At 74.5% G+C, this 25,847-nt stretch carries 20 protein-coding genes and 1 pseudogene; 4 read left to right on the forward strand and 17 right to left on the reverse strand.

Annotated features, from left to right (window positions below; all coding sequences use genetic code 11):
* Positions 1 to 345: 345 nt before the first annotated feature.
* From IF27_RS04740 to murJ, 7 genes and pseudogenes are all read right to left on the reverse strand, one after another.
* On the reverse strand, positions 346 to 1,326 hold the full coding sequence (locus tag IF27_RS04740) for a tetratricopeptide repeat protein (RefSeq protein WP_052848056.1): 981 nt from the start codon (positions 1,324 to 1,326) through the stop codon (positions 346 to 348).
* 69 nt (positions 1,327 to 1,395) lie between these two features.
* Positions 1,396 to 3,096: a coenzyme B12-dependent isobutyryl-CoA mutase large subunit gene (locus tag IF27_RS04745; protein ID WP_052848057.1), complete on the reverse strand. Its 1,701-nt coding sequence runs from the start codon at positions 3,094 to 3,096 to the stop codon at positions 1,396 to 1,398.
* Between the two features lie 105 nt (positions 3,097 to 3,201).
* A complete protein-coding gene (locus IF27_RS04750) occupies positions 3,202 to 3,534 on the reverse strand; it encodes a DUF3817 domain-containing protein (RefSeq protein WP_052848058.1) in 333 nt (110 codons plus the stop codon).
* A 90-nt stretch (positions 3,535 to 3,624) separates the two neighbouring features.
* Positions 3,625 to 4,131 (reverse strand): annotated as a pseudogene (locus IF27_RS04755) (MarR family winged helix-turn-helix transcriptional regulator); the annotation flags it as partial.
* A gap of 121 nt (positions 4,132 to 4,252) precedes the next feature.
* Positions 4,253 to 5,059 carry a hypothetical protein gene (locus tag IF27_RS04760; protein WP_052848060.1) on the reverse strand — a complete coding sequence of 269 codons (807 nt, stop codon included), beginning with the start codon at positions 5,057 to 5,059 and terminating at the stop codon, positions 4,253 to 4,255.
* Positions 5,060 to 5,126: 67 nt separating this feature from the next.
* Positions 5,127 to 5,648, reverse strand: a complete 522-nt coding sequence (locus tag IF27_RS04765; RefSeq protein WP_052848061.1) for a SigE family RNA polymerase sigma factor — start codon at positions 5,646 to 5,648, stop codon at positions 5,127 to 5,129.
* A gap of 7 nt (positions 5,649 to 5,655) precedes the next feature.
* On the reverse strand, positions 5,656 to 7,389 hold the full coding sequence (gene murJ, locus IF27_RS04770) for a murein biosynthesis integral membrane protein MurJ (protein ID WP_110945553.1): 1,734 nt from the start codon (positions 7,387 to 7,389) through the stop codon (positions 5,656 to 5,658).
* Between the two features lie 176 nt (positions 7,390 to 7,565).
* On the opposite strand from murJ, the gene IF27_RS04775 reads away from it, so the two are divergent.
* Together IF27_RS04775 and IF27_RS04780 are read left to right on the forward strand one after the other, a co-directional pair.
* Entirely contained in the window at positions 7,566 to 8,765 is a 1,200-nt protein-coding gene (locus tag IF27_RS04775; protein ID WP_110945609.1) for a lipid II:glycine glycyltransferase FemX, read from the forward strand.
* Between the two features lie 79 nt (positions 8,766 to 8,844).
* The gene (locus IF27_RS04780) at positions 8,845 to 9,846 is read left to right on the forward strand and encodes a glycoside hydrolase family 6 protein (RefSeq protein ID WP_052848064.1); all 1,002 of its coding nucleotides are present in this window, start codon (positions 8,845 to 8,847) and stop codon (positions 9,844 to 9,846) included.
* A 39-nt stretch (positions 9,847 to 9,885) separates the two neighbouring features.
* On the opposite strand, the gene glxA is transcribed toward IF27_RS04780, so the two are convergent.
* The 3 genes from glxA to IF27_RS04795 all read right to left on the reverse strand — a co-directional run bounded on the left by glxA (position 9,886) and on the right by IF27_RS04795 (position 14,158).
* Entirely contained in the window at positions 9,886 to 11,817 is a 1,932-nt protein-coding gene (gene glxA / locus IF27_RS04785) for a radical copper oxidase GlxA (RefSeq protein WP_052848065.1), read from the reverse strand.
* Positions 11,818 to 11,820: 3 nt separating this feature from the next.
* Positions 11,821 to 13,599, reverse strand: a complete 1,779-nt coding sequence (locus IF27_RS04790; RefSeq protein ID WP_052848066.1) for a glycosyltransferase family 2 protein — start codon at positions 13,597 to 13,599, stop codon at positions 11,821 to 11,823.
* A gap of 214 nt (positions 13,600 to 13,813) precedes the next feature.
* A complete protein-coding gene (locus tag IF27_RS04795) occupies positions 13,814 to 14,158 on the reverse strand; it encodes a DUF3817 domain-containing protein (RefSeq protein ID WP_052848067.1) in 345 nt (114 codons plus the stop codon).
* 272 nt (positions 14,159 to 14,430) lie between these two features.
* Here IF27_RS04795 and IF27_RS04800 point away from each other — a divergent pair, with 272 nt between their 5' ends.
* The gene (locus tag IF27_RS04800) at positions 14,431 to 14,907 is read left to right on the forward strand and encodes a MarR family winged helix-turn-helix transcriptional regulator (RefSeq protein ID WP_052848068.1); all 477 of its coding nucleotides are present in this window, start codon (positions 14,431 to 14,433) and stop codon (positions 14,905 to 14,907) included.
* A 12-nt stretch (positions 14,908 to 14,919) separates the two neighbouring features.
* Here IF27_RS04800 and IF27_RS04805 read toward each other — a convergent pair whose 3' ends face one another.
* From IF27_RS04805 to IF27_RS04820, 4 genes are all read right to left on the reverse strand, one after another.
* Complete coding sequence (locus IF27_RS04805) at positions 14,920 to 15,900, reverse strand: phosphotransferase (RefSeq protein WP_052848069.1); 981 nt, start codon at positions 15,898 to 15,900, stop codon at positions 14,920 to 14,922.
* A complete protein-coding gene (locus tag IF27_RS04810; protein WP_052848070.1) occupies positions 15,872 to 17,062 on the reverse strand; it encodes a Cmx/CmrA family chloramphenicol efflux MFS transporter in 1,191 nt (396 codons plus the stop codon). Before IF27_RS04810 ends, IF27_RS04805 begins: the two co-directional genes overlap by 29 nt.
* A 249-nt stretch (positions 17,063 to 17,311) precedes the next feature.
* A complete protein-coding gene (locus tag IF27_RS04815; protein ID WP_052848071.1) occupies positions 17,312 to 20,554 on the reverse strand; it encodes a S41 family peptidase in 3,243 nt (1,080 codons plus the stop codon).
* Between the two features lie 77 nt (positions 20,555 to 20,631).
* Complete coding sequence (locus tag IF27_RS04820) at positions 20,632 to 21,276, reverse strand: TetR/AcrR family transcriptional regulator (protein ID WP_052848072.1); 645 nt, start codon at positions 21,274 to 21,276, stop codon at positions 20,632 to 20,634.
* 148 nt (positions 21,277 to 21,424) lie between these two features.
* On the opposite strand from IF27_RS04820, the gene IF27_RS04825 reads away from it, so the two are divergent.
* The gene (locus IF27_RS04825) at positions 21,425 to 22,888 is read left to right on the forward strand and encodes an MFS transporter (protein WP_110945554.1); all 1,464 of its coding nucleotides are present in this window, start codon (positions 21,425 to 21,427) and stop codon (positions 22,886 to 22,888) included.
* Between the two features lie 39 nt (positions 22,889 to 22,927).
* Here the strand turns inward: IF27_RS04825 and IF27_RS04830 are convergent, their stop codons facing one another.
* From IF27_RS04830 to hrcA, 3 genes are read right to left on the reverse strand one after another with little or no spacing between them, the layout of a single operon-like run.
* Positions 22,928 to 23,674 (reverse strand): 16S rRNA (uracil(1498)-N(3))-methyltransferase, encoded by a 747-nt coding sequence (locus IF27_RS04830; protein WP_052848073.1) that lies wholly within the window; start codon positions 23,672 to 23,674, stop codon positions 22,928 to 22,930.
* Positions 23,671 to 24,804 (reverse strand): molecular chaperone DnaJ, encoded by a 1,134-nt coding sequence (dnaJ, locus tag IF27_RS04835; protein WP_052848074.1) that lies wholly within the window; start codon positions 24,802 to 24,804, stop codon positions 23,671 to 23,673. The genes IF27_RS04830 and dnaJ overlap by 4 nt, the downstream gene beginning before the upstream one ends.
* Positions 24,805 to 25,821 carry a heat-inducible transcriptional repressor HrcA gene (hrcA, locus tag IF27_RS04840; protein WP_052848075.1) on the reverse strand — a complete coding sequence of 339 codons (1,017 nt, stop codon included), beginning with the start codon at positions 25,819 to 25,821 and terminating at the stop codon, positions 24,805 to 24,807.
* Between the last annotated feature and the right edge of the window lie 26 nt (positions 25,822 to 25,847).

The raw sequence follows: 25,847 nt of genomic DNA on the forward strand, positions 1-25,847 counted from the left end.
GGCCCTCCGGGACAGGTCCCGCAGCGGCGGGAACCCCCCTGTTCCGGAGCGGGGACGTGGCACCCCCGACCCCGCCGATCGTGGTCCATCTGGCGCCCGGACACAAGGGGTTGGTTACCTGCGGGTAAAATAACCGGCCGCCCGGGACGGCCGTCCCGGTGGGCGGGATCCGCCGCACGCGCGCGCCAAAGAGGACGGACGCCTATCAAAGGGGCCTAACGCCTCGGACACCTGAGCGACAGGTCGCCCCAGGTGGACGTGGCCGCGATTACCAAGTTTTGGTAAAGCCCGGTGAATCGCGGCCACCTGACGGCGAGGGAGGCGAAAGCGGCCGGGACGCGTGGCTCAGAAGAGCACGCGCGCCAGGGCGCCGCGGGCCGCGATCACCCGCGGGTCGTCGGGACCGACCAGGTCGAAGAGTTCGAGCAGCCGCACCCGCGCGGTGTCCCGGTCGTCCCCCGCGCTGCGCTGGACGGTGGAGACGAGGCGCCCGAACGCGTCCTCGACGTGCCCGCCCACCAGGTCGAGATCGGCCACGGCGAGCTGGGCCGTGACGTCGCCCGGCCGCTCGGCCGCGTCCTTGCGCACGCGCTCGGGATCGGCGTCGCGCACACGGTCGAGGAGCCTGGCCTGCCCGAGGCCGATCCTCGCCTCCTCGTCGGCCGGGTTCCCGGCGAGCACGTTCTCGTACGCCTGGATCGCGCCGCCGAGGTCGCCGGAGTCGAGCGCCGCGTGCGCGGCGGCCAGCACCGGGTCGATGGGCTCGGCGACCGGCTCGGGGGCGCCCTGGGCCTCACGGGCCGCCGCCTGCTCGGGATCGACGGGCGCGCCGACGATGCCGAACCGCTGCTCGGCCGCCTCGATCAACTGGTCGAGCACCTGCCGCACCTGCGGCTCGGGCGCCGCGCCCTGGAAGAGCGGCAGCGCCTGGCCGGCGATCACGGCGAAGACGGCCGGGATGCCCTGGACGCCGAACTGCTGGAACAGCATCTGGTTGCTGTCCACGTCGATCTTGGCGAGCACGAACCGTCCGGCGTACTCCTCCGCGAGCCGCTCCAGGACCGGGCTCAGCTGCTTGCACGGCTGGCACCACTCGGCCCAGAAGTCGATGACGACGGGCACCTCGGTGCTGCGCTGGAGCACCTCCTGCTCGAAGTCGGCCTCATCGACGTCGATCACGAGCCGCACGGCGGCGGGGGTCTGCCCGCCCTCCGGCTGGGCCGCGCGCTGGGCCCGCGCCTGCTCGGCCTTCTGCCGGGCCTCGGCGGCGGCCTTCACCGCGGAGAGGTCAACGGCTCCGCTCATGGACATGTTGCGTGGCTGCATGGCACCAGTCTCCCCCCTTCGGGCACGGATCGGGTACGCACCCCGGGACCTGGCGTACCGGAGGGCGGCTCAGAAGACGGGCGGCTCGGTGTAGACGCCCCATTCCTCCTTCAGGGCGCCGCAGATCTCGCCGAGCGTCGCCTCGGCGCGGGCGGCCTCCAGCATGGGCACGATCATGTTGCCGCCGTCCCTGGCGGCGGCGAGCAGCGCGGCGAGCGCGGCGCGTACGGCGGCGTCGTCCCGGGCCGCGCGGCGAGCGGCGAGGGCGCGGACCTGCTCCCGTTCCACCTCGTGGCTGACGCGCAGGATCTCCAGGTCGCCGGTGACCGACTCCCGGTGCGCGTTCACGCCCACGACGCGCTTGTCGCCCTTCTCCAACGCGCGCTGGTAGGTGAACGCCGCCTCCGCGATCCGGCCCGTGAACCAGCCGTCCTCGATGCCCGCGAGCAGCCCCGAGGTGATCGGCCCGACGGGGTGCCGCCCGCCGGGGACGGCCCGCCGCCCCTTCTCCAGGATCTCCTCGAAGATCCGCTCCGCCTCGGCCTCGATGCGGTCGGTCAGCTGCTCGACGTACCAGGAGCCGCCGAGCGGGTCGGCGACGGAGGTGACGCCGGTCTCCTCCATGAGCACCTGCTGGGTGCGCAGCGCGATCTCGGCGGCGCGTTCGCTGGGCAGGGCGAGCGTCTCGTCCAGGGCGTTGGTGTGCAGCGAGTTGGTGCCGCCGAGGACGGCGGACAGCGCCTCGACGGCCGTGCGCACGACGTTGTTGTACGGCTGCTGCGCCGTGAGGGAGACACCGGCGGTCTGGGTGTGGAAGCGCAGCCACTGGGCGCGCTCGCTCGTCGCGCCGTAGACGTCGCGCATCCTGCGGGCCCAGATCCGGCGCGCGGCGCGGAACTTGGCGATCTCCTCGAAGAAGTCGATGTGCGCGTCGAAGAAGAACGACAGGCCGGGCGCGAACGTGTCCACGTCGAGGCCGCGCGACAGGCCGAGCTCGACGTACCCGAAGCCGTCGGCGAGGGTGTACGCCAGCTCCTGCGCCGCCGTGGAGCCCGCCTCGCGGATGTGGTAGCCGGAGACGGACAGCGGCTTGTACGCGGGGATGTGGCGCGCGCAGTACTCCATGAGGTCGCCGATGAGGCGCAGGTGCGGCTCGGGGCCGAACAGCCACTCCTTCTGGGCGATGTACTCCTTGAAGATGTCCGTCTGGAGCGTCCCGTTGAGCGCGCCGGTGTCGGCGCCCTGCCGCTCGGCGGCGACCAGGTACATGCAGAAGACGGGGACGGCGGGGCCGCTGATCGTCATGGAGGTGGTGACCTCGCCGAGCGGGATGCCGTCGAAGAGGACGTCCATGTCCGCGGCGGAGTCCACGGCGACGCCGCAGTGGCCGACCTCGCCGAGGGCGAGGGGGTCGTCGGAGTCGCGGCCCATCAGCGTCGGCATGTCGAAGGCGACGGACAGGCCGCCGCCGCCGTTGCGCAGGATGCTGCGGTAACGCTCGTTGGTCTGCCGGGCGTTGCCGAATCCGGCGAACTGGCGGATGGTCCAGGTCCTGCCGCGGTAGCCCGTCGCGTGGAGGCCGCGGGTGTAGGGGAACTCGCCGGGCCAGCCGATGCGGTCGAACCCGGCGTAGGTGTCGCCGGGGCGTGGGCCGTACACGGGCTCGACGGGGTCGCCGGAGAGTGTGGTGAAGTCGGCGTCCCGGGTGCGGGCCGCGTCGAAGCGGGCCTGCCAGCGAAGGCGGCCCGCGGCAATGGCGTCTGCGTCCATGCCACCAATTTACTTGGACGTCCAACTATCTGTCGAACGTCCCGGCCGGGACACGCCGGACGCGACCCCCGGGGTCTCCGGGGATCAGGGGGCGACGCGCCGGGGTCAGACCCCGACGGGCTCCTCCTCCGGCGCCTCGACCAGCGGCTCGACCTCGGCCGCCACCCGGCGCTCGACGAAGAACGCGGCGGTCGGGATCGTCCCGGAGACCAGCACCCACAGCAGCTTCCCGAACGACCAGCGGGCCTTCTGCCCCAGGTCGAACGCGAAGATCAGGTAGACGATGTACAGCAGCCCGTGGACCTGGGAGACGACGAGGGTGATGTCCTCGCCCCGGTCGAAGCCGTACTTGAAGACCATGCTGACGCACAGGACCAGCAGCATGACCGCGGTGACGTAGGCCATCACCCGGTATCGCGTGAGCACACTCCGCTTCATGCCGGCGAGCCTATCCGGTCATTCGGGGCGATCTTCGCCGGGCCCCCCGGCCCCCGGGGCTCCCGGGACGCCCGCGCCGTCACCGGCCGCGGGGGCGTCGAAGTCCAGCGCGGCCACGCGCAGCGGGCGCAGCAGGGCGAAGATCTCGCCGCACTCCTCCGCGTCGTACGCGCCGAGGCCGAAGTCCATGGCCATCAGGTCGCGGGTGGCGGCGTCGCAGACGGTGCGCCCCTCGTCGGTGATCGAGGCGAGGGTGCCGCGCCCGTCGTTCGGGTTGGGGCGTTTGGTCACCAGCCCTGAGCGCACGAGGCGGTCCACCGTGTTGGTCACCGACGTCGGGTGGACCATGAGGCGCTCGCCGATCTTGGACATCGGCAGTTCACCCTTCTTGCTGAAGGTGAGCAGGACCAGCGCCTCGTACCGGGCGAACGTCAGTCCATACGGCTTGACCACGGCGTCCACCTCGTGGAGCAGGATCTGCTGTGCGCGCATGATCGACGTGATCGCCGCCATGGCCGGTGCGGAGCCCCAGCGGCGGTTCCACAACTCCTCCGCGCGGGCGATCGGGTCGAAGGGAAGGCTGAGCGGTTTGGACACGCCAGCGACCCTACCGGCTGGTCATACGAATGCCGTCCGTGGGCCGAGGGGCGGGCACCTTCCGGACGATCCGGGCACGGCGCGCGCCACGGCCGTCCCGGGCGCGGTCGCCGGGCCGCGGTCAGGGCACGTGGCCGCAGGAGCCGGTGGTGGCCCAGTCGCCCATCATCTCGCTCAGGCAGTCCGCGCTGCCGTCGTCAGGACTGGGGACGTAGGGGTAGGAGAACTCCTTCGGGGTGGCGGCCTGCTCGGGCGTCCCGACCATGATGCGCAGGACACCGAGCCTGTTGCCGTCGAGCAGGGTGTAGACGCGGGCCGAGCCGGGCTCGCCCGGCTCCGCGCCGGTGTCGGCGATACCGGGGCCGTACTCCTGGTCACCGGTCGTCCGGGCGCCGTACGCGCACCTGCCCTCGTCGAGCACCTTCTCGGCGGCCTCCTCCGCATCGAGGCTCGACTCGTAGACGTACGTCTCCCACAGGGCCACGGCGCCGTCCCTGCCCTCGTAGAAGCGCGTCTCCCCGCTGGCCTGCGGTCGGCCGATCGGCCAGGCGCACTTGTCCCGCCAGCCCGTGACGACCTCGGGGTCCTCCTCGCCCGGCGCCGTCTGGCGCCAGCCGAACCGGTCGTCCCAGGGCAGGCCCGCCGGGGGCGGCGGCGACGGCACGTGCACGTCCTCGGCTGCGGGCGGCACCGGCTCCCCCGCCCCCGGGCGCCAGGGCCCGAACTGCCAGGTCCCGGCCGCCAGCGCGGCGGCGAGCACGAAGGACCCGGCGGCCGTCCCGGCGCGTCTGCGGGCGCGGCGGCGCTCGCCGCGGCGGCGGGCCGCGTCGGCGCCCGGCAGGAGGACGGCGGGCTCGACGTCCCGGGCGAGCTGCCGCAGCCGTGCGCCGAGGTCAGCCCCCTCGTCGGGACTGTCGTGGTCGGTCATCGGGGGATGCCACCTCTTCTCGGGGCGGGGAGCCTGGCGGGACGCGCGGAGGACGCGTGGGGGACGCTCACCTGGCGCGTACCCCCTTCCGCCGCCGTCCGCCGCCGTCGGGGTCGTCGGCCAGCTCGGGACGCAGCGCCTTGCGCGCGCGGCTGAGGCGGGTGCGGACCGCCGCGTCCGACGCGCCGGTCTCGTGCGCGACCTGGGCGACCGGCAGGTCGAGCAGGTGGTGGAGGACGACGGCCGTGCGCTGGTCGGTGGGCAGCGCCCGCAGCGCGGCGACGAGCGCGACGTGGTCGGGCGCGATCGCCGAGACGTCGGGCGGCGGGCCGTGCCGGGAGTGCGCGCGCAGCCGGTTGCGCGCCTTGCGCCAGGAGCTGACGGCCAGGCGGAGCGCGACGGTGCGGACCCAGGGCGCCGGGTCGCCGTCGGCCGTGAGGGTCGCCCAGCGCTGCCACGCGCGGGCGTACGCCTCCTGCACGGCGTCCTCCGCCTCGCCCAGGTCGCCCGTGACCGCGTAGACGGCGGCGACGAGGCGGGCGGCGGTCGCCTGGTAGAAGGTCTCGAACTCCTCGCGCGCGTCGGTCATGGGGAAGTCACCCCCGGCGGCCGGGCAGGCGGCGCAGCACCGGCGCGAGCATCTCCCCGACCTCCGGCACGCGCAGCGGGCGGGCCAGCAGCAGGACGGACAGCAGGAGCGCGGCGCCGCCCAGGCAGAGCCCGGCCAGGTCGCCCGCCGGGCCCTCGCCGAGGCGGGCCGTGCAGCGCTCCGCGACCAGGAGCGCCGCGACGGCGCCGGGCGCGGCTGCCAGGGCCGTGCGGACGTGCGTGCCGAGCGTGCCGGGCCAGCGGCCGATGCGGCGTACGAGGGCCCGGCTCGTGCAGAACAGGCCGACCGTGCACGCGACGGCGTACGCCCCCGCCATGCCGACCACGGCCCAGCGCGGCGGGAGCGCCACGTACGCGCAGGCCGCGAGCCCGGCCTGGACGGCGGCGATGACGAGGTTCAGCAGAAAAGGGGTGCGGGTGTCGCCGAGGGCGTAGAACGCGCGGGCGACGAGGTACTGGGCGGCGAACGCGGGCAGTCCGGCGGCGAAGGCGGTGAGGATCCAGGCGAGGACGCGGACGTCCGCCTCGGTGGTCTGCCCGTACTGGAAGATGACGCCGGTCAGCTGCGGTCCGAGGACGAGGAAGACGAGGGCGGCGGGGACGACGGCGACGGCGTTGCGCCGCAGGCCCCACGACAGGTCGGCCCCGGCCTTGCGCGGCGTGCCGTCGGCGACGGCGGCGCTCATGCGCGGGAGCAGGGCGGTGCCGAGCGAGACGGTGATGATGCCCTGCGGGACGACCCACAGCTGGTAGGCGTTGGTGTAGGCCGCGAACCCGACGCCCGTGGTGACGCCGTCGGCCGCCGCGCGGACGGCGGCCGAGGTGGCGAGGCTGGTGACGGCCCACAGCGCGAGCTGGTTCACGAGGACCAGCAGGACCGTCCAGACGGCGGCGCGCAGCGGCGCGGCGAGCCCCGCGTGCAGCAGGTCGAGGCGGGGGCGCCAGCGGAAGCCCGCCGCGCGCAGCGGGGGTATCAGCGCGAGGAGTTGGACGAGGACGCCCGCCGTGCTGCCGAGGCCGAGCAGCAGGGCCTGCCGGTCGGTCATCTCCCCTGCGGTGGTGACGTCCCCGGCTATCGCGAGGTAGAGGCAGAAGACGGCGACGACCACGACGTTGTTGAGCACGGGCGCCCACATCATCGCGCCGAAGCGGCCCCGGACGTTGAGCACCTGCCCCAGCAGCGTGAACAGGCCGTAGCAGAGGATCTGCGGCAGGCAGTAGCGGGCGAGGGCGACGGTGAGGTCGCGCTGCGCGCCGGTGAAGTCGGGCGCGTAGGCGGTGACCAGCCAGGGCGCGGCGACGACGGCGGCGGCGGTGAGCAGCAGCAGGCCGAGGAGGCAGGCGGTCAGCAGGCGGTCGGTGTGGGCGACGCCGCCGTCGGCGTGGGTGCGGCGGGCGCGGACCAGTTCGGGGACGAAGACCGAGTTGAGGGCGCCGCCGAGTATCAGGAAGTAGACGATGGTGGGGACGGTGTTGGCGATCTGGAACGCGTCGCCGAGCAGCGTGGTGCCGAGGGCGGCGACGACGACCGCCGTCCGCACGAAGCCCGTGGCACGCGAGACGAGGGAGCCGAGCGCCATGATGGCGCTTCCCCTGCCGGGCGAGCCGGACGGCTCGGCCTCCTCCTCGGCCGGTCCGGCGTGTCGGCCGGACCCCCCGGGCCGCCCGGTCACGGCGGCGACGGGGGGAGCCGTCGCGCCGCGTCTGCTGTGCTTCCCCATGAGCAGGTGATTGTGCCAGGGGGGCGGGCCGCCGGGCGGGCCGGGAGCCTGTCGTGAATCTCTCTGTCACCTCGCGGGGGTGCCGGACGTGAGGGCTTGCGAGTGGGCCTCGTCCGGGGCCCGCCCCCGGGCTCTCGGGTCCGGCCGCCACCGCGGAGGGAAGTCCCGTGTCCGACATGACCATCACCCGCCCGTCGTCCCCGACACGTGGCCAGGGGCACGCGCACCCGCTGCTCGTCCCGCTGACGTCGGCCGAGCATCTCGCGTTCCTCGGCGAACGGCGGCTGTGGGCGGGGGGCACGGCCGGGCAGGTCAGCTTCCTCCAGTCCCCGGCCTGGGCCGCGGTGAAACGGGGGTGGCGTGCCGAGAGCCTGGGGTGGTTGGTGGACGGGCGGCTGGTGGGCGCGGCGCTGGTGCTGTACCGCCAGGTGCCGGGGCTGCGGCGGTGGTTCGCGTACCTGCCGGAGGGGCCGGTGATCGACTGGTCGGCGCCCGACCTCGGCCGGTGGCTTGGCCCGCTGCTGGACCGGCTGCGGGAGTCGGGCGCGTTCACCGTACGGATGGGGCCGCCGCTGGCGTACCGGCGGTGGTCGGCGCGGACGCTGAAGGACGCGACAGGGCCCGGCCGCCGCGTGGGGGACGTGCTGCCCGACCTGGTGGAGCCGCTGGGCGCGGCGGTGGCCGACCGGCTGCGGGAGGCGGGCTGGACGCGCTGCGGCGAGGACGGCGGCGGCGCGGGGGACGCGCAGCCGCGGCTGGTGTTCGAGGTGCCGCTGGCCGGGCGGGACCGGGACGCGCTGTGGACGGGGCTGAGCCAGGAGTGGCGGCGCAACGTGAAGCGGGCGGCCAAGGCGGGCGTACGGACGGAGGTGGCGGGCCCCGAGGACCTGCCGGGGTTCCACGCGCTGCTGGGCGTGACGGAGCGGCGGGACGGCTTCAGGCTGGGGCGTTCGCTGGAGTACTACCAGCGGCAGTACGCGGCGCTGAACCTCGACGTGCCGGGCACGATGCAGCTGTACACGGCGCGGCACGAGGGCGAACTGCTCGCGGCGCACACGCTGTTGCGCGCCCCGGACGGTGACCGGGTCTGGTACCAGACGGGCGCCTCGGCGGATCACCGCCGCGAGGTGCGGCCGAGCAACGCGCTCCAGTGGCGGATGCTGTGCGACGCGCGGGCGATGGGCGCCTCGGTGTACGACATGCGCGGCATCCCGGACACGCTCGACCCGCAGGAGCGGCCGTTCGGGCTGGTGCGGTGGAAGCTCGGGACGGGCGGCGAGGCGGTGGAGATGCTGGGCGAGTGGGAGCTGCCGTTGGAGGGGGCGGTGAACAGGACGCTGCACAGGGCGATGAAGGGGTACCTGGAACGGAGGTGAACGAAGGTGAACGGAGGTGAGAGGCGCTGACCGGCGCGACGTCCACGGACCGAAGGTGACGCCGTGTCACGATGGCGTCATGCTGCGTCGATCGTCGCTCTCCGCCGTCCTGTGCTGCGCGGTCCTCGCGCTGGCCTGTTCCTCGGGTGGCGACGCCGCCCCCGACGGTCCGGAGGGGGGCGGGGCGGCGGCCGGGGAGGCCGGGGAGCGGTTCTGGGTCGATCCGGGCAGTCCGGCGGCGCGGCAGGCCGAGGAGTGGGAGGCAGCGGGCCGCGGGGACGACGCGGAGGTGCTGCGCCGGATCGCGGACCGGCCGCTGGCGCACTGGGCGCCGGGCGAGGAGGACCCGGGGCCGTGGGCGCGGGAGGTGACGGGGGCGGCGACCGCCGAGGGCACGACGGCCGTGCTGGTCGCGTACAACATCCCGCACCGTGACTGCGGCCAGTACTCGCAGGGCGGCGCGCGCGACGACGCGGCGTACGCGGGGTGGATCGACGCGCTGGCCGAGGGCATCGGGGACGCGCACGCCGTCGTCGTGCTGGAGCCCGACGCGGTGCCGCACGTCGTGGACGGCTGCACGGCGCCGATGTACGTCGAGGACCGGCTCGCGGCGCTGGCCGGGGCGGTGGACCGTCTCAAGGAGCAGCCGCACACGCGGGTCTATCTCGACGCGGGCAATCCCGACTGGATCGCCGACCCGGCGCAGATCGCCGAGCCGCTGCGCCGCGCGGGCGTGGGGGGCGCGGACGGCTTCGCGCTGAACGTCGCCAACTTCCAGACGCTGTCGGACAACACGGTGTACGGCCACGCGCTGTCGGAGCTGCTGGGCGGCGCGCACTTCGTCATCGACACGAGCCGCAACGGCAACGGGCCCTTCGACGGGGGCGAGGAGTCGTGGTGCAACCCGCCGGGCCGCGCGCTGGGCACACCGCCCACGGCCGACACGGGCGACGCGCTGACGGACGCGCTGCTGTGGGTGAAGCGTCCCGGCGAGTCGGACGGCGAGTGCAGGGGCGGCCCCGCCGCCGGGCAGTGGTGGCCGGAGTACGCGCTCGAACTGGCCCGCGCGGCGGCGCCGTGATCTCACGGCGCCGCCGCGCGGTCGTCGCGCGTGCCGCCGCTACCCGACCTGCACCCAGGTCGCCACGCTCGGCGTCCCCTCCGCGTCGGTGACGAACAGCATGTACCAGCCGGGCGGCACGAGGGACGGGTCGTCGGGCACGGTGAACGTGACCTCCCCCTCGCCCGCCTCGACGCCGAGCCGGATCGAGCGCTGCTCGACGTCGGTGGTGTGGGTGACGGCGCTCGGGCGGATCAGCCTGGCCTCGGCGACGCGGGCGGCGTCCTCGGTGGCGAAGGTGGCGGTGCCGCCGGGGGCCACCGTGTCGGGCCCCGCGCCGAGGACGGGCCGGTTCTCGGCGCGGTCGCCCTGGAGGTAGGGCGGCGTGTAGATCTCGACGCGGTCCTCGAAGGTGCCCATCCGCGTGTTGGCGCGGTCGCCGAACAGCGGGTCGGAGCCGAACGTCGCCACGCGCCCGTCGGGCAGCAGCAGCGCCTCCGAGTGGTAGTTGCGGCCGACGGTGGGCGCGGCGGCGGCCCGGAACGTGTTCTTCTCCGGGTCGTAGAACTGCGCCTTCAGGATGTCGCTGTCGCCCTGGCCCCGGTAGTCCTCCGAGCCGCCCGAGGTGAAGACCGTGTCGTCGGGCAGGATCACGCTGCTGAGGTAGCGGGTGCCCTGCGGCAGGTCGGGTCCGTCGCGGAAGGCCGGGTCCTCCTCGGTGAGGTCGATGACGGCGGTGCGGGCCGTGGACTTCTCCGACTCGCCGACCCCGCCGCCGCCCAGGACCATGAACCGCTGGTCCTGCGCGGGCGGCAGCAGGAGGGACGCGGCGGTCTCCAGCTGGTCGGCGTCGCGCAGGCCGCCGACCTCGGTGAACGTGTTGGTCTCCAGGTCCCACAGGCCGGGCTCGCGGCCCTCGTCCGCCGGTCCGTAGCCCGCGTTGGCGCCGGTGTAGAACAGCTCGCCGCCCTGGGTGAGGAAGAGGGCCGGGTAGGTCGGGAAGTAGCGGTCGGGCGCCTCCGACCAGGTCTTGGTCTCCGGGTCGTAGATCTCGTTGAGTCCTGGCACGACCTCGCCGACGTCGTCGAGCCCGGAGACGGTGAGGACGCGGCCGTCGGGCAGGGCGGTCAGCGTCGGGTACCAGCGTGCCTCCTCCATCGGCGCGACGGGGACGTACCGCTCGGCCTCGGGGTCGAACTCGTAGGCGGCCTTGATGCCCTGGAAGTCCTGGTCGTCCAGGGTGAGTTCCTCGGCCATGCCGTAGACGTTGCGGGCGTCGGCGCCCTTCAGCCCGGCGACGGCGTACTGGGCGGGCGCGTCCGTCACGTACTCCTCGCCCTCCTCGGCCGCGCTGACGAAGACGCGCGCCTCGGCGGCCGTGACGGTGACCTCGCCGTCCTCGCCCGCCTTCTTGGCGGCGGCGGGGACGGTGACGTCCGTCTCGGTCAGGTACTCAAGACCGTCGGGCGAGCGCAGGCGGGTGCCCTTGGGGAAGGTGTGCTCGCGGTCGGGGTCCTCGTTCTTCAGCAGCATCGCGCCGCCCGCGTGCGTCACGGCGTCCCCCAGCACCTCGTAGCGCGCCGTGCCGCCCGCGACGAGCAGGCGGCCGTCGGGGAGGGCGGCGTGGCCCGCGCAGAAGAGGTCGTCGGGCGTCTCGACCTTCTTGTACGAGTTGTCCGCCGGGTCCCACAGGATGGACTCGAACGTCCCGGCGTCGAACTCCTCCTGCTTGTTGCCGGAACCGGCTATCAGGAGCACCTTGCCGGTGCGCAGCAGGGCGGCGTGGATCGCGTTGGTGCGGAACTCGTCGGGCACGTCCATGACGTCCCAGGAGCCGTACTGGGCCATGTACTCGGGCCGGGATATGCGGTACTCGTGCAGCCGGTCCTGGGCGAAGCCGAGGGCGGCGGGCAGGTTCATCCCGGCGAGCAGGAGCGTCACTCCCGTGCCGATGGCGGTCTTCTTGAGCCGCTTGCTGGGGCGGTACCTCATACGTCAGCTCCCACTGGTCGTCGCGGCCATGGCGCGCGGCGTCGCGTTCTCCGGTGCGGTGTCGTGGTCGGCGGGGTCGGGGGTGCGGTCGGCGGGCGGGGGCGCGGACCGGGTGGTCCACGCCCAGATGGCGGGCGGCGCGAGGCAGACGACGAGGGCCAGCAGCGTCCAACCGCGCATGGCGACGTGGCCGTGGCCGAGCGCCAGGGAGACGAGCAGCGCGGCGGTCAGCACGGCGCCCCACGCGAGGTGGAGGCGGAAGGTGGCGGGCCGGTCGGCGCTGGCGCTGCCGCCCTTGGGCGTGACGACGAACCGGCTGGTCCGGCGCAGCACGGCGTCCAGCAGCGAGCGGGCGTAGATCGGCGCGGACAGCGCGGACATGGCCATCCCGGCGACCCCGGAGGAGCCCTCGGGTTCGTGGGGCGACACGTTGTGCCGCCTGTTCCAGACGTACAGGCCGATCTGGAGGGCGGCGACGTCGCTGTAGAGCATCATCCAGGCGGAGGAGGCGACCTGGGTGCCGGAGGCGCCGAGGACGAGGTACAGCAGGCAGCCCAGGGCGCCGAGCGTCCAGGTGATGGCCGCCATGGGGTAGAAGGCGAGCATCAGGGAGTAGCTGAGCAGCGGGCCCGGCCTGTGGCGGCGGTACCCGCGGCCGTACTGGCGCAGCAGCGTCTCGTAGGTGCCGCGTGACCAGCGCATCTGCTGGGTGAAGAAGTCGGTCCAGGAGGAGGGGCCTTCGCCGACCGCCAGGACGTCGGGGGTGTAGACGGAGCGCCAGCGGCGGCCGGTGTCGGGGTTGCGGTGGCGGTGCAGTTCGAAGCCGGTGGCCATGTCCTCGGTGACGGAGTCGTACAGGCCGCCGACGTCCTTGAGCGCGCTGACGCGCACGGCGTTGTTGGTGCCGACGAACATGGGGCAGCCGTAGCGGTTCCCCGCGCGCTGGATGAGGGCGTGGAAGAGGAACTGCTGGCTCTCGGCGGCCTTGGTGACGGGCGCGTCGTAGTTGCCGTAGACCTGGGGGCCGACGACGAACGCGATGTCGGGGTCGCGGAAGTAGCCGAGCATCCGGGCCAGGTAGTCGGGCAGGGGCACGTGGTCGGTGTCCACGGAGGCGAAGAAGTCGTACTCGTCGCCGTGCGCGGCCAGCCAGGCGTTGTAGTTGCCGTGCTTGGTGCGCTCACGGTGCGGGCCCTGCGGCCGGTTCCACTCGGGGACGCCCTGGCGGGTGAAGTGCAGGACGCCGAGTTCGGCGCACAGGGCGCGGGCGTCGGGGTCGTCGCCCTCGTCGAGCAGCCAGACGTCGAGCGGGCCGGTGTGGTGCAGCGCGGTGGCGCCCTCCAGCGTGGCCCTGACCATGGCGAGGGGTTCCTTGCCAGGCACGTACGTGGTGAGGAACGCGACGCGGGTCCCGGCCTCGGGTGTGACGGGCACGGGGTCGCGGGCGACGAGGGTGGCATGCGCGATGGAGACGACGTTGACCAGGCGGAAGAGTTCGACGAGCGCGATGCAGCCGAGCATCACCGCGTCGGCCGCGGGCAGGTACCAGGGGGCGTGGTCGCGTTCGGTCCAGTGGCTCGGCCAGACGAGCCAGACGAGGAGCACCGCCGACAGCGTGGGGGCGAGCGTCATCAGGAGGGTGGCGCGTATTCGGTGCGGCTCGCAGGAGAGCAGACTGCGGTACCGCACGCGGTAGCCGGGCTCGGCGTCGGCCAGCGGGCCGGCGAGCCTGCTGTACTTCTCGTAGTCGTAGCGGTGGCCGTCGAGTCGTGCACGCCCCACGGCGCCTCCTCGCGGATGACAGGGCTCCCAAATCCGACATTCCCCACCTCATGTCAGGGCGGGGGCGCTGTCGAGCCGGGAAGGGCCGCAAGGGTCACCGGTGGACGCCGGGGGGTGACGGGGCGTGGAGGACGGGCGCGCGGGACGGGCGCGGACGCGGCGCGGCCCCGCGCCGTGGACGACGCGGGGCCGGGGGTGTGGCGGGCGGTGGGGGTCAGGCGCTGACGACGCCCTCGCTGCGGGCGCGGGCGGCGATCACCGCGTCGTCCTGGAGGCGGCGCAGGCGCCGTTCGGCGAAGAAGCCGCCGAGGGGCAGCACCGACATCAGGAAGTACCAGGCGGCGGTCTTGAGGCTCCACTTGGCGCGGTTCCACGCGTCGGCCCACAGGAGCACGTACGCCACCCACAGCACGCCGTGGACCGCGCCCATGACGGGGACGAGGTCCAGGTCGGTCGTGCGCCGCAGCACGGAGCAGACCATGAGGATGAGGAACGAGGCGGCCTCGGGCGCGGAGATCAGCCGGAGCCGACGCAGGGCGGAGGCGGTCTTGAGGTCCATGGGGGGTTCCGCTTTCGGGTGGAGTCCGGAGGGCGACGGGCCGCACGCGATCTTGTGAACGCACGCACAATCTCCTCGCCATTGTGACAGCCGCTCCGCGCCGCCAGGAAGCAGGGCACCGCGACCGCCGGGACGCACGGTTTTGGCCACGCGCCGGGCGGCCCCCGCGCCCTCGTGCGCAGTTCCGGCGGCGCACGGCGGCGGGGGATCAGGTGTGCGGATTCGATTCCGGCCACGTCGGGCCCGGCCCGCGCGTTGGTTAGAGTTCGGACATGGACACGGACAACGGGACCCGCTGGCTCTCGGACGCGGAGCAGCGCGCCTGGCGCGTTCATCTGGACGTCAGCAAGCTGCTGACCCACCGGCTCGAACGGGATCTCCAGCCCTACGGGCTCACCATGTACGACTACGAGATCCTGGTGAACCTCTCCGAGTCCGAGGACCGCCGGATGCGGATGAGCGATCTGGCGGCGGCCACGCTCCAGTCGAAGAGCAGGCTCTCGCACCAGATCACGCGCATGGAGAAGGCCGGGCTCGTCCGGCGCGAGAACTGCGACTCGGACAAGCGCGGGCTGTTCGCCGTGCTCACCGAGCGCGGCTGGGAGACGATGCGGACGGTCGCGCCGCACCACGTGGCCTCGGTGCGCCGCCACTTCGTGGACCTGCTGCCGCCCGACGCGCTGGCCGCGCTGACCGAGGCGCTGAAGCCCGTCGCGGAGCACCTCCACGACGAGCGCGGCCGTCCCTGACCACCGGCGTGCTCAGGCGCCGTCCCCCGCGGGGGACGTGAGCCGGGCGAGGGTGGCGCGGAGCCCTTCCCACGCCTGGGCCGTGTCGGGGTTGTCGGTGTGGGGCGCGCGGAACCAGCCGAGGAACGCCGCCGTGTCGTCCAGGTCCCAGCGCAGCCGGTGGAACGCCAGGAGGTCCTGGTCGGGCGTGTGGCCGGTGGCGCGGGCGTAGTACGCGAGGTCGTCGGGGCCGTCGGCGACGAGCCACAGGTCGCGCTCCGGCGGGGCGAGGGCGGTCGTGTCCCAGTCGATCAGCAGCCGCCGGTCACCGGCGCGCAGGATGTTGCCCGGGTGCGGTTCCCCGTGCGTGACGACGGGGGCGCCTGACGGGCGCGCGGCCTGCCGGTCGAAGGCTTCCAGCACGGCACGCAGCGCGGGTGCGTGGCGGGCGGTCAGGGCGCGGGCGGGCTCGGCGTAGGGGCCGCCGGCCCAGGGGATGTCGGTGGCGTCGAGCGCAGCGTCCAGGACGGCGCGGCCGGGCGGCGCGGGCGTGTGGTGCGGGATGCCGGGTGGGGGTGGCGTGCTGTGGAGTGCGGCGAGGAGGTCGAGGACGAGGCGGCGCTCGTGCGGCGTGCGCGCCTCGCAGAACTGGCCAGGGTCACCTGCGACGAACGGGAAGACGCTCACGCAGTACCGCTCCCCCAGCGGCGCGACCGTAGCGCCGTCCGCCGTGCGCAGCGGGGCCACGACGAACGGCAGTGCGCGCAGGGCGTATGCGGTGTCCATCGCACGCCGCAGCCCCAGCAGCGCGCCCTGCACGTCGGGGCCGCAGTGCGGCTTGTCGGAGAGATCGGCCACGGTGACGAACCACCGGCGGCCGTCGCCGGTGGTCACGGTCCAGTGGTGGTCGCCGAACCCGGCGGGCACCCAGGTCGGCGTGGGGTGTTCGAGCCCCCACGCCGACAGGGCGGCGCACAGGGCACTGTCAGGGATGTCCGACGGCCGGTGTCTCATACGGCTCAACGTAGCGGGGGCGGCGCCGCGCGTACCCGGCGACCGCCCCCGTGGCCAGGGCAGCCGCGACCAGCGCGGCGCTCACCCACAGCGGCGACCGGTAGCCGTGCCCCGCGTCGATCGCCTGCCCGCCGAGCCAGGGCCCGAGGGCCGCGCCGACGTTCAGCGCGGCCGTCGCGAGGCCGCCCGCCAGGGTCGGGGCGCCGTCCGCCGCGTACAGGGCGCGGGCGATGAGCGTGGAGCCGACCGCGAAGGACAGCGCGCCCTGCACCAGGGTGAGGACCAGCAGCGCGGGGGCGCTGCCGGCGGCGGGCACCAGGAGCAGCCATCCGGCGAGCAGCGCGGCGCCGCCTCCGGCCAGCAGCGGCAGCGGCCTGGCGTCCGCGACGCGGCCCGCCGCCGTCACGCCGAGGAAGGAGCCGATGCCGAAGAGCGCGAGCACGCCGGGCATCCAGCCCTCGCCGATGCCGCCGACCTCGGTGGCCAGCGGGGCGAGGTAGGTGAACGAGCAGAACGTCGCGCCGTTCACCAGGGCGCCGAGCAGCAGGACGAGCAGGAGGCGCGGCCTGCGCAGCACGCGCAGTTCGCGCCGCGCGCTGCTCGTCGCGGCGGGCGGCGGCCCGGCGGGCACGGACCACAGGATCGCCGCGACGGCGGGCAGCGACACCAGGGCCACCGCCCAGAAGGCCGCGCGCCAGCCCCACAGGTTGCCGAGCAGCGCGCCTGCCGGGACCCCGGCGACGCAGGCCAGCGTCACGCCGCCGAGCAGCACGGACGTGGCGCGTCCCTTGGCGTTCGCCGGGACGAGGGCCGTCGCCGTCGCGAGGGCCACGGCGAGGAACCCGGCGTTGGCCACCGCGCCGACGACGCGGGTGGCGAGCAGGACGCCGTAGCTCGGCGTCAGGGCGCCCACGACATGGGCGAGCAGGAAGGCCGTCAGGAAGCCGAGCAGGGCGCCCCGGGGTGACCAGCGCAGGCTGGCGACGGCCATGAGCGGCGCGCCGGCGACCATCCCCAGCGCGAACGCCGAGGTGAGCGATCCGGCGGCGGCCAGCGAGACGTCCAGGTCGGCGGCGATGTCCGGCAGGAGGCCGGAGAGCATGAACTCGGACGTCCCCTGGGCGAGGACGGCGAGCGCGAGCAGGTACAGGACAAGAGGCACAGCGGTACTCCGCAACCACGAATGACCACGCCATGGACAGGGCGGCGCGACGGTGTACCGGTGGCGGGGAGGGGCGACGCGGCGTCGGAAGGACGGCGGCGTGGTGGGAGCGCGTCAGCGCGGCGTCGCGGGAAGCCACCGGCGGACCGGTGGCCTGCGTCTGTCGGATTCGGGGTTCGACACGCTGCGCAGGGTAAGGGGCCGGGTGGCGCCGCGTCCACGGGATTACCGCGGCGCCACCCGTACGGATCAGCGCCGCGGGGCGGAGTCCGGGAGCGGCGGCGGGACGGCGGCCGGTCGGCGTTCCAGCGCGGCGAGTGCCTGCCCGACCGCCTCGGCGAGCTGCGGGTCCTCGCCCGCCGCCCGGTCCTGGGGGCGGATGACGACCTCGGTGTCGGGCTCGGTGCCATGGTTCTCGACGCCGTAGCCGAAGCCGCCCTCGAGATGGCTCGCGAACGTCGGCTGCGTGACCAGGGTGCCGTCCACGAGCGTGTACCGCATGTCGATGCCCACGAGGCCGCCCCAGCTGCGGGCGCCGACGACGGGGGCGAATCCCCTGATCCGGGCGGCTGCCAGCACCTGGTCGCCGTCCGAGCCCGAGTTCTCGTCCCCGAGCATGACGACGGGGCCGCGCGGCGTGTCCAGCGGATACGTCCTCGGCTCGCCGACGCGCGGGACCTTCCAGCCCATCAGCTGCCGGGAGAGCTTCTCGACCACCAGCTCGGAGAGATGGCCGCCGCCGTTGAAGCGGGCGTCCACGATCAGGCCCTCGTACGCCATCTGCGTGCGCAGGTCGCGGTGCAGCTGGGCCCATCCCGCGATCATCATGTCCGGCATGTGCAGGTAGCCGAGACGGCCGCCGGAGAGGCGGGCCGTCTCGGCGCGGCGGCCCGCGACCCACTCGTGGTAGCGCAGCGGACTCTCGGTCGCGAGGGGGACGACCACGACGTGCCGGGGGCCGCCGCCCGCCGCAGGACCGATCGTCAGCTCGACGGGCCGGTCGGCCGTGCCGGTGAGCAGGGGCAGGGGGCCGGTCGCGGCGGGGACGGGGTGGCCGTCCACGGCGAGCAGGGCGTCGCCCGGCCGTACGCCCACGCCGGGTGCGGCCAGCGGGGAGCGGGCGGCCGGGTCGGCGGGCTCGCCGGGCAGGACGCGGACGACGCGCCAGACGCCCTCGGCGTCGCGGGTCAGCTCCGCGCCGAGCAGCCCGTCGCGTCCGTGCGCGGGGGCGGGGGGCTCGGGCGGGACCACGTACGCGTGGGACGTCCCGAGTTCGCCCTGCACCTCCCAGAGCAGATCGAACAGGTCGTCGCGGCTGCCCAGCGCGTCGAGGAGGGGCCGGTACGCGTCGAGCGTGGCGGCCCAGTTGACGCCGCCCATGTCGGCCCGCCAGAACTTGTCCCGCATGAGGCGGCCCGCCTCGTCGTACATCTGCCGCCATTCGGCGGGCGGATCGACGGTGACGCGGACGCGGCCGAGGTCGAGGTCACGCGGCTCGGCGGGGGCGGGGCCGGTGGCGGACAGCTCACGCAACCCCTCACCCGTGCGGGCCACGAGGCGTGTGCCGTCGCCGCTGACCTCGAAGCCGGAGATCTCGGTGGCCAGTTCGCCGTGCTCCAGGGTGTCGGTGCGGAAGCGTTCCAGCGTGCGGGTCGCCCGCGTCCCGGTGCCGAGGCCCAGCCTGATGCCGTCGTAGTCGCGCACGGGGTGGCGCAGCCACAGGAGGCCGTCGGCGTAGGCGCGGAGGGAGGAGTAGCGGCCGGTCTCCACGGGGAAGGGCACGGCGCGCTCGTGCAGCCCGTCGAGGTCCACGGTGACGGCGGCGGGCCCGCCCCCCGCGTCCCCCGCGTCCGCCGCGTCCGCCGCGTCCGCCGCCGGGGCGTAACCGTCGCGGAACGGGCCGAACGGGGAGGGCGTCGTGGCGGCCAGCGGCAGCAGCCAGGGCCGGGCGGCTGCGGGGAAGCCGACGTCGAAGACGACCGAGTCGTAGACGGGCTCGAAGGACCGCTCGGACAGGAACGCGAGATGCCGTCCGTCACGGGTGAACACCGGCTCGTGGTCGATGAACCGCAGCGGCGTCACGTCGGTGACGGCGCGGTCGTCCTGCGGGCCGCGTACGTGCGCCATGCGCAGCTGCCGCAGCGGGAGCGGGCCCGCGTGGGACCAGGCGAGCCAGGCGGAGTCGGGTGAGAAGGCGAGGCCGGTCGCGTGGTCGTGCGAGGAGCGGTCCAGCTCGGTGACCAGGCCGCTGTCCGGCTCGACCAGCAGGACCCGGCCGTCGTGCGAGGCGGCGGCGATCAGCGTGCCGTCCGGTGCGACGGCGAGTTCGTGGACGCGTCCCAGCTCGCCCGCCGCGAACAGCCGCGCGTCGGCGACGGGTTCGCCGTCCCGGGGTGCGGCGGCGCGCAGGGCGAGCGCGTCGTCGCCCCGGGCGTCGGTGACCCACAGGACGTGTTCTGCGCCGTCGCGGCTGAAGGTCAGGGGCAGGCGTGCCCGTACGCCCGGCTCCGCCGCCAGCGCGCGGACGGGGCCGTCGCGGTGGGTGAGCCAGTGCAGCGTGCCGCGGGTCTCGACGGCGGTGGCGCGGCCCGTCGTGTCGGGGCTGAAGGTGCCGAGGTGGTCGGCGGCGCTCACGGGGTGGGGGCGGCGGGCGGTGCGGGAGCCGCCCAGGGTGATGGCCGGGTGCCGCGGCCGGGTGTCGTCCGGGCCGTCGAGGCTGTCCAGGACGCGCAGCTGACCGCGCGTCATGTAGGTGACGCGCACGCCGTCCGTCGCCGCTTCGCGGGCGTAGGTCTCCAGCGGGGTGTGGCGGCGCAGGCCGGAACCGTCGGGCAGCGACGAGTAGACGGCGCCGATGCCCTCGTGGTCGGAGAGGAAGGCGATGCGCTCGCCGACCCACAGGGGGAATTCGAGGTTGCCGTCGAGGTCGGCGTGGACCCGGGTGAAGTCGCCCGAGCCGTCACGGTCGATCCACAGGCGGCCCGCCATGCCGCCCCGGTAGCGCTTCCACCGGGCCGCGTCACGGCCCCGGCTCATGGCGGGCGTTATCACGAGTACGCCGCCGTCAGGACCGTACGCGGCGCCGCTGACCGCCCCGTACGGCAGGCGGCGCGCGGGGCCGCCGTCCAGCGGCACCGCCCAGGCCCAGGTCCGGCGTATGGCGGGCTGGTCGTGCGCGGCGAGGACGAGGACCTCGTCCGGGGACAGCCAGCCGTACACGGAGGTCTCGCGCGCGGACCAGTGGGTGAGACGGGTGGCGGGGCCCCCGGCGGACGGGGCCGTGTACACCTCGGTCGTGTCGCCGCGCCGGGACGTCCAGGCGATCCGGGCACCGTCAGGGGAGAGCCGGGGCGTGCTGACCGGCACGTGGTCCGTGCTGACGCGCCAGGCCCGGCCGCCGCCGAGCGGCGCGAGCCAGATGTCGTCCTCGGCCGTGAAGGTGACCATGTCGCCGTGGGAATGCGGGAATCGTGCGTAGAACGGGTGATCCATCGGCTCAGGCTAGGCAAGGGCGGCCGGACAATCCGACTGCGACACACGGGAGTTGGTGGACCGCGCGCCTGCCCGCCTCAGCGGTTCCCGGCGGGCGGCACGTCGGGGACGGGCTGGCCGGGGGGTGTGTAGGCGGCGAGGAGCGTGCCGGTGATGGCGTGGGGCGCGGCCTCCTCGGTGAGGCGGTCGGCGGTGATCTCGTCCGCCGCCGTGTGCAGGACGCTGTAGAAGGTCGCGACGAGCCAGGCCGTGGGGGCGTCCGCGCGGAAGATGCCGTCCGACTGCCCGCGCTCGATCAGCGTGTGGATACGGCGCATCGGGGCCTCGTGCAGCGCGCGGATGCGCTCGGGGGACAGTTCGTCCTGGGCGGCGCGCAGCAGCGCGCGGGAGCGGTCCACGATGCGCCAGGACGAGTCGATGAGCCGGGTGAGGGCGGCGCGCGGGTCGCCGCCGAGGTCCACCGTGCGCAGGGACGCCTCGGCGTCCGTCATGGCGTGGGCGAGGACGGCCTCCACGAGTTCCGGCCGTGAGCCGAAGTGGCTGTAGAGGGTGACGCGGCCGACGCCCGCGCCCTGGGCGATGTCGCCCATGCTCGCGCCGGGGTCGCGGCCGAGGACGTCCCAGGCGGCGTCGATGATCAGCTCGGCGTTGCGCCGGGCGTCGGACCTGCGGCCCCTGACCCGCCGTTCCTGGCCGGTCTCCTCGTCGCGCGCCTGTGCCATCCGTCCGCAGCCTCCTCGTACCTGTCCGCCCCGCCGTGCAGTTCACCCGTGAGTGTCATTCTGCGGCACGCGGTTTCCCGAACACATGTGTTCGGGTTAATGTGGCCGAGTCAACCCGAACAGACCTGTACGGATTAGGGGGCACGTGATGGCCTCGCATCACCCGCACGCGGCCGAGGCGGCACCACAGGGCGCGGAGAAGGCGCCCCCCGAGGGGATACCGCCCGCCCTCCCGGGCCGATGGCGGCTCCTCGCGCTGCTGGGCACCGCCCAGTTCATGCTGGTGCTCGACGTCACGGTCGTGACGATCGCGCTGCCGGACATCGGGGCGAGCCTCGGCCTCGGCCGCTCGGCCCTGACCTGGGTGCTGAGCGCCTACACCCTCGCCTTCGGCGGCCTGATGCTGCTCGGCGGCAAGGCGGCCGACCTGTGGGGGGCGCGGCCCCTCGTCCTCGGCGGGCTCGCCGTGTTCACCGCCGCGTCGCTGACGGCGGGCCTGGCAGGCGGCCCGGCGGGCGCGGCACTGCTCGTCGGGGCGCGCGCCGCGCAGGGCATCGGCGCGGCCCTGCTCTCCCCCGCCGCGCTCGCGACCGTCACCACCGCGTTCCACGGCCAGGAGCGACGGCGTGCGCTCGGCGTCTGGGCCGCGCTCGGCGGCACGGGCTCGGCCGTGGGCGTCCTGGCCGGAGGGCTGCTGACGGCGGGGCCCGGCTGGCGCTGGGTCTTCTTCGTCAACGTGCCCGTGGGGCTCGCGCTGCTGGCGGCGCTGCCCTCCGTCCTGCCCGCGTCCGCCCGCCGGCGCGGAGCGCGGCTCGACGTGCCGGGCGCGCTGCTCGTGACCGCCGCCACGGCCGCCGCGATCCAGGGCCTCGTCCGCGCCGGTGACGACGGCTGGCGCTCGGCGCAGGCGCTGCTCCCGCTGGCGCTCGCCGGCCTGCTGTACGGCGCGTTCGCGGCCGTCCAACGGCGGTCACGCGCGCCGCTGATGCACCTCGCGGTCCTGACGCGGCGGCCCGTGCTGACCGGCGTGGCGCTCATGCTCGTCGGCACGGCGCTGCTGATCACGCAGTTCTTCCTCGGTTCCTTCTACCTGCAACGCGCGGCGGGGCACGGCCCGTTGGCCACCGGCCTGCTGTTCCTGCCGGTGGCGGTCGGCACGATCGTGGGCGCCCACACCGCGAGCCACGCGGTGAGCCGCTTCGGCGCCCGGGCGGTCGCGCCCGTCGCCCTGGCGGTGACGGCGGCGGCGCTCGCCGTCCCGGCCGCCGCGCTCGGCACGTGGACGCTGGTCGGCGGCATGAGCGTCGCGTCGGCCGCCGTCGGAGCCGTCCTCGTCTGCGCCACGCTCACCGCGCTCGCCCGGGTGCCCCACCAGGAGGCGGGCCTCGTCTCCGGGATCGTCAGCACCTGCCACGAGTTCGGGGCGGCGCTCGGCGTCGCGGTCGTCTCGGGCGTGGCGGCCGGGAGCATAGCCAGCGGCGGCGCCACCACCTCGGGCTTCGCGCGGGCGCTGTGGGCGGCCACCGTCGTCGCGGCCGTGGGGGCGGCCGTCGCCGCGTACCTCATACCCGCCGGGCGTCCCCCGGCCGGGACGCACGTCGCGCTCCACTGAGTGCGGGCGGCGCGGCAGGGACGGCGCCCTGACGGTGCGTCAGGACCAGCGGCCGGTGCGCCCGAGGAGCAGCGCCAGGGCCGCCGTGCCCGCCGTCGAGGTGCGCAGGACCGTGGGCCCGAGCCGGTACGGCTTCGCGCCCGCCTCGGCGAACGCGGCCAGCTCGTCCGGCGTGACGCCGCCCTCGGGACCGACGACCAGCACGATCGGCCCCTCGCCCGGCAGCGCCGCGGTGGCCAGCGGCTCCGTGCCGCTCTCGTGCAGGACGGCGGCGAACGCGGCGTCGGCCAGCAGCCCGGCCGCGCCGCGCGTCGTCACCGGATCGGCGACCTCGGGGAACCGCAGCCGCCGCGCCTGCTTGCCCGCCTCGCGCGCGGTGGCACGCCACTTGGCCAGCGCCTTCGCGCCCCGCTCGCCCCGCCACTGCGTGACGCAGCGGGCGGCGGCCCACGGCACGACGCGGTCCACCCCGGTCTCGGTCATGGTCTCCACGGCCAGTTCGCCCCGGTCGCCCTTCGGCAGCGCCTGCACGACCGTCAAGGACGGGCGCGGCGGCGGCTCCTCGCGCACGTCGGCGACCGCCACCTCCAGCCGGTCACGCCCCTCGACCGAGGCCACGGTGCCGAACGCGCCGGTGCCCCGGCCGTCCGTCAGCACGACGTCCTCGCCCGACCGCAGCCGCCGTACCGCGACCGCGTGCCGCCCCTCGGGGCCGTCGAGCAGCAGCGTCCGCCCCACGGCGGCCGTGTCCAGCGAATCGACCAGGAAGACAGGCGCGGTGCTCATCGACCGTTGAACGCGTCCTTCAGGCGGGAGAAGAGCCCCTGCTGCCCGGGCTGAAACTGGCCCATGGGGCGCTCCTCACCCCGCAGTTTCGCCAGGCGCCGCAGCAGGTCCTCCTGGTCGGCGTCCAGCTTGCCTGGCGTCTGCACCTCGACGTGGACCACCAGGTCGCCGCGACCGCCGCTGCGCAGATGCGTGATGCCGCGCGCGTGCAGGGGGATCGACTGGCCGGACTGCGTGCCGGGCCTGATATCGACCTCCTCCATGCCGTCCAGCGTCTCCAGCGGCACCTTGGTGCCGAGCGCCGCCGCCGTCATGGGCACCGTCACGGTGCAGTGCAGGTCGTCGCCACGCCGCTGGAACACCGCGTGCGGCGTCTCGCGGATCTCGACGTACAGGTCACCCGCGGGGCCGCCGCCGGGACCGACCTCGCCCTCGCCCGCGAGCTGGATGCGCGTCCCGTTGTCCACACCGGCGGGGATCTTCACCGTCAGCGTCCGCCGGGTGCGCACCCGGCCGTCGCCCGCGCACTCGGGGCACGGCGTGGGCACCACGGTCCCGAAGCCCTGGCACTGCGGACACGGCCGCGACGTCATGACCTGACCGAGGAACGACCGCGTCACCTGCGAGACCTCGCCCCGGCCACGGCACATGTCGCACGTCTGCGCCGACGTGCCGGGGGCCGCGCCCTCGCCGTTGCACGTGGAGCAGACGGTGGCCGTGTCCACCTGGATCTCCTTGGTGGTGCCGAAGGCCGCCTCGTTGAGGTCGATCTCCAGCCGGATCATGGCGTCCTGGCCGCGCCGCGTCCGCGACTTCGGGCCGCGCTGCGACGCGGTGCCGAAGAAGGCGTCCATGATGTCGGAGAAGTTCCCGAACCCCGCGCCGCCGAAGCCCGCACCGGCCGAGGCGGCGTTCCCCATGGGATCGCCGCCGAGGTCGTACATCTGTTTCTTCTGCGGGTCGGAGAGCACCTCGTACGCGGTGTTGATCTCCTTGAACCGCTCCTGCGTCTTCGGGTCAGGATTGACGTCAGGATGCAGTTCGCGCGCCAGCCTGCGGAAGGCCTTCTTGATCTCGTCCTGCGAGGCGTCCCGCTGCACGCCGAGGACCGCGTAGTAGTCCGTCGCCACTTAGTTCTCCGCGAGGATCTGTCCGACGTACCGTGCCACTGCGCGCACCGCTCCCATCGTTCCCGGGTAGTCCATGCGGGTCGGTCCGACCACGCCGAGCTTGGCCACCGCCTCGTCCCCTGAACCGTAGCCGACCGACACGACCGAGGTGGAGGTCAGCCCCTCATGGGCGTTCTCGTGACCGATGCGCACGGTCATCCCCGAGTCCTTGGCCTCGCCCAGCAGGCGCAGGAGCACGACGTGCTCCTCCAGCGCCTCCAGCACGGGCCGGATCGTCAGCGTGAAGTCCTGCCCGAAGCGGGTGAGGTTGGCGGTCCCGCCGATGACCAGCCGCTCCTCGGTCTCCTCGACCAGCGTCTCCAGCAGCGACGAGAGGACCGTCGAGACCGTGCCGCGCTCCTCCAGGTCGAAGGAGTCCGGCAGGTCGGCCACCAGGCGCGGCACCTCGGGGAACCGCTGCCCCGCGACCCGGCCGTTCAGCCGGGCCCGCAGCTCCGCGAGCGACGTCTCGCCGAACGGCACCGGGCAGTCGATCAGCCGCTGCTCGACGCGGCCGGTGTCCGTGATCAGCACCAGCATCAGCCGCGCGGGCGCCAGGGACAGCAGTTCGACGTGCCGGACCGTGGAGCGGCTGAGCGAGGGGTACTGCACGACGGCCACCTGCCGGGTCAGCTGCGCGAGCAGCCGCACCGTACGGCCGACGACGTCGTCGAGATCGACGGCGCCGTCGAGGAAGTTCTGGATCGCCCGCCGCTCGGGGGCCGACAGCGGCTTGACGTCGGCGAGCTTGTCCACGAACAGGCGGTAGCCCTTGTCCGTGGGCACCCGCCCGGCGCTGGTGTGGGGCTGGGCGATGTACCCCTCTTCCTCCAGGGCCGCCATGTCGTTGCGCACGGTGGCCGGGGAGACCTGGAGGTTGTGCCGCTCGGTCAGGGCCTTGGAGCCGACCGGCTCCTCGGTGCCCACGTAGTCCTGGACGATGGCCCGCAGCACTTCGAGCCTGCGTTCACTGAGCATGCCGCACACCTCCCGTCCGGCCGTCC

The organism is Streptomyces avicenniae (assembly GCF_000719135.1).
Classification (GTDB): Bacteria; Actinomycetota; Actinomycetes; order Streptomycetales; family Streptomycetaceae; genus Streptomyces; species Streptomyces avicenniae.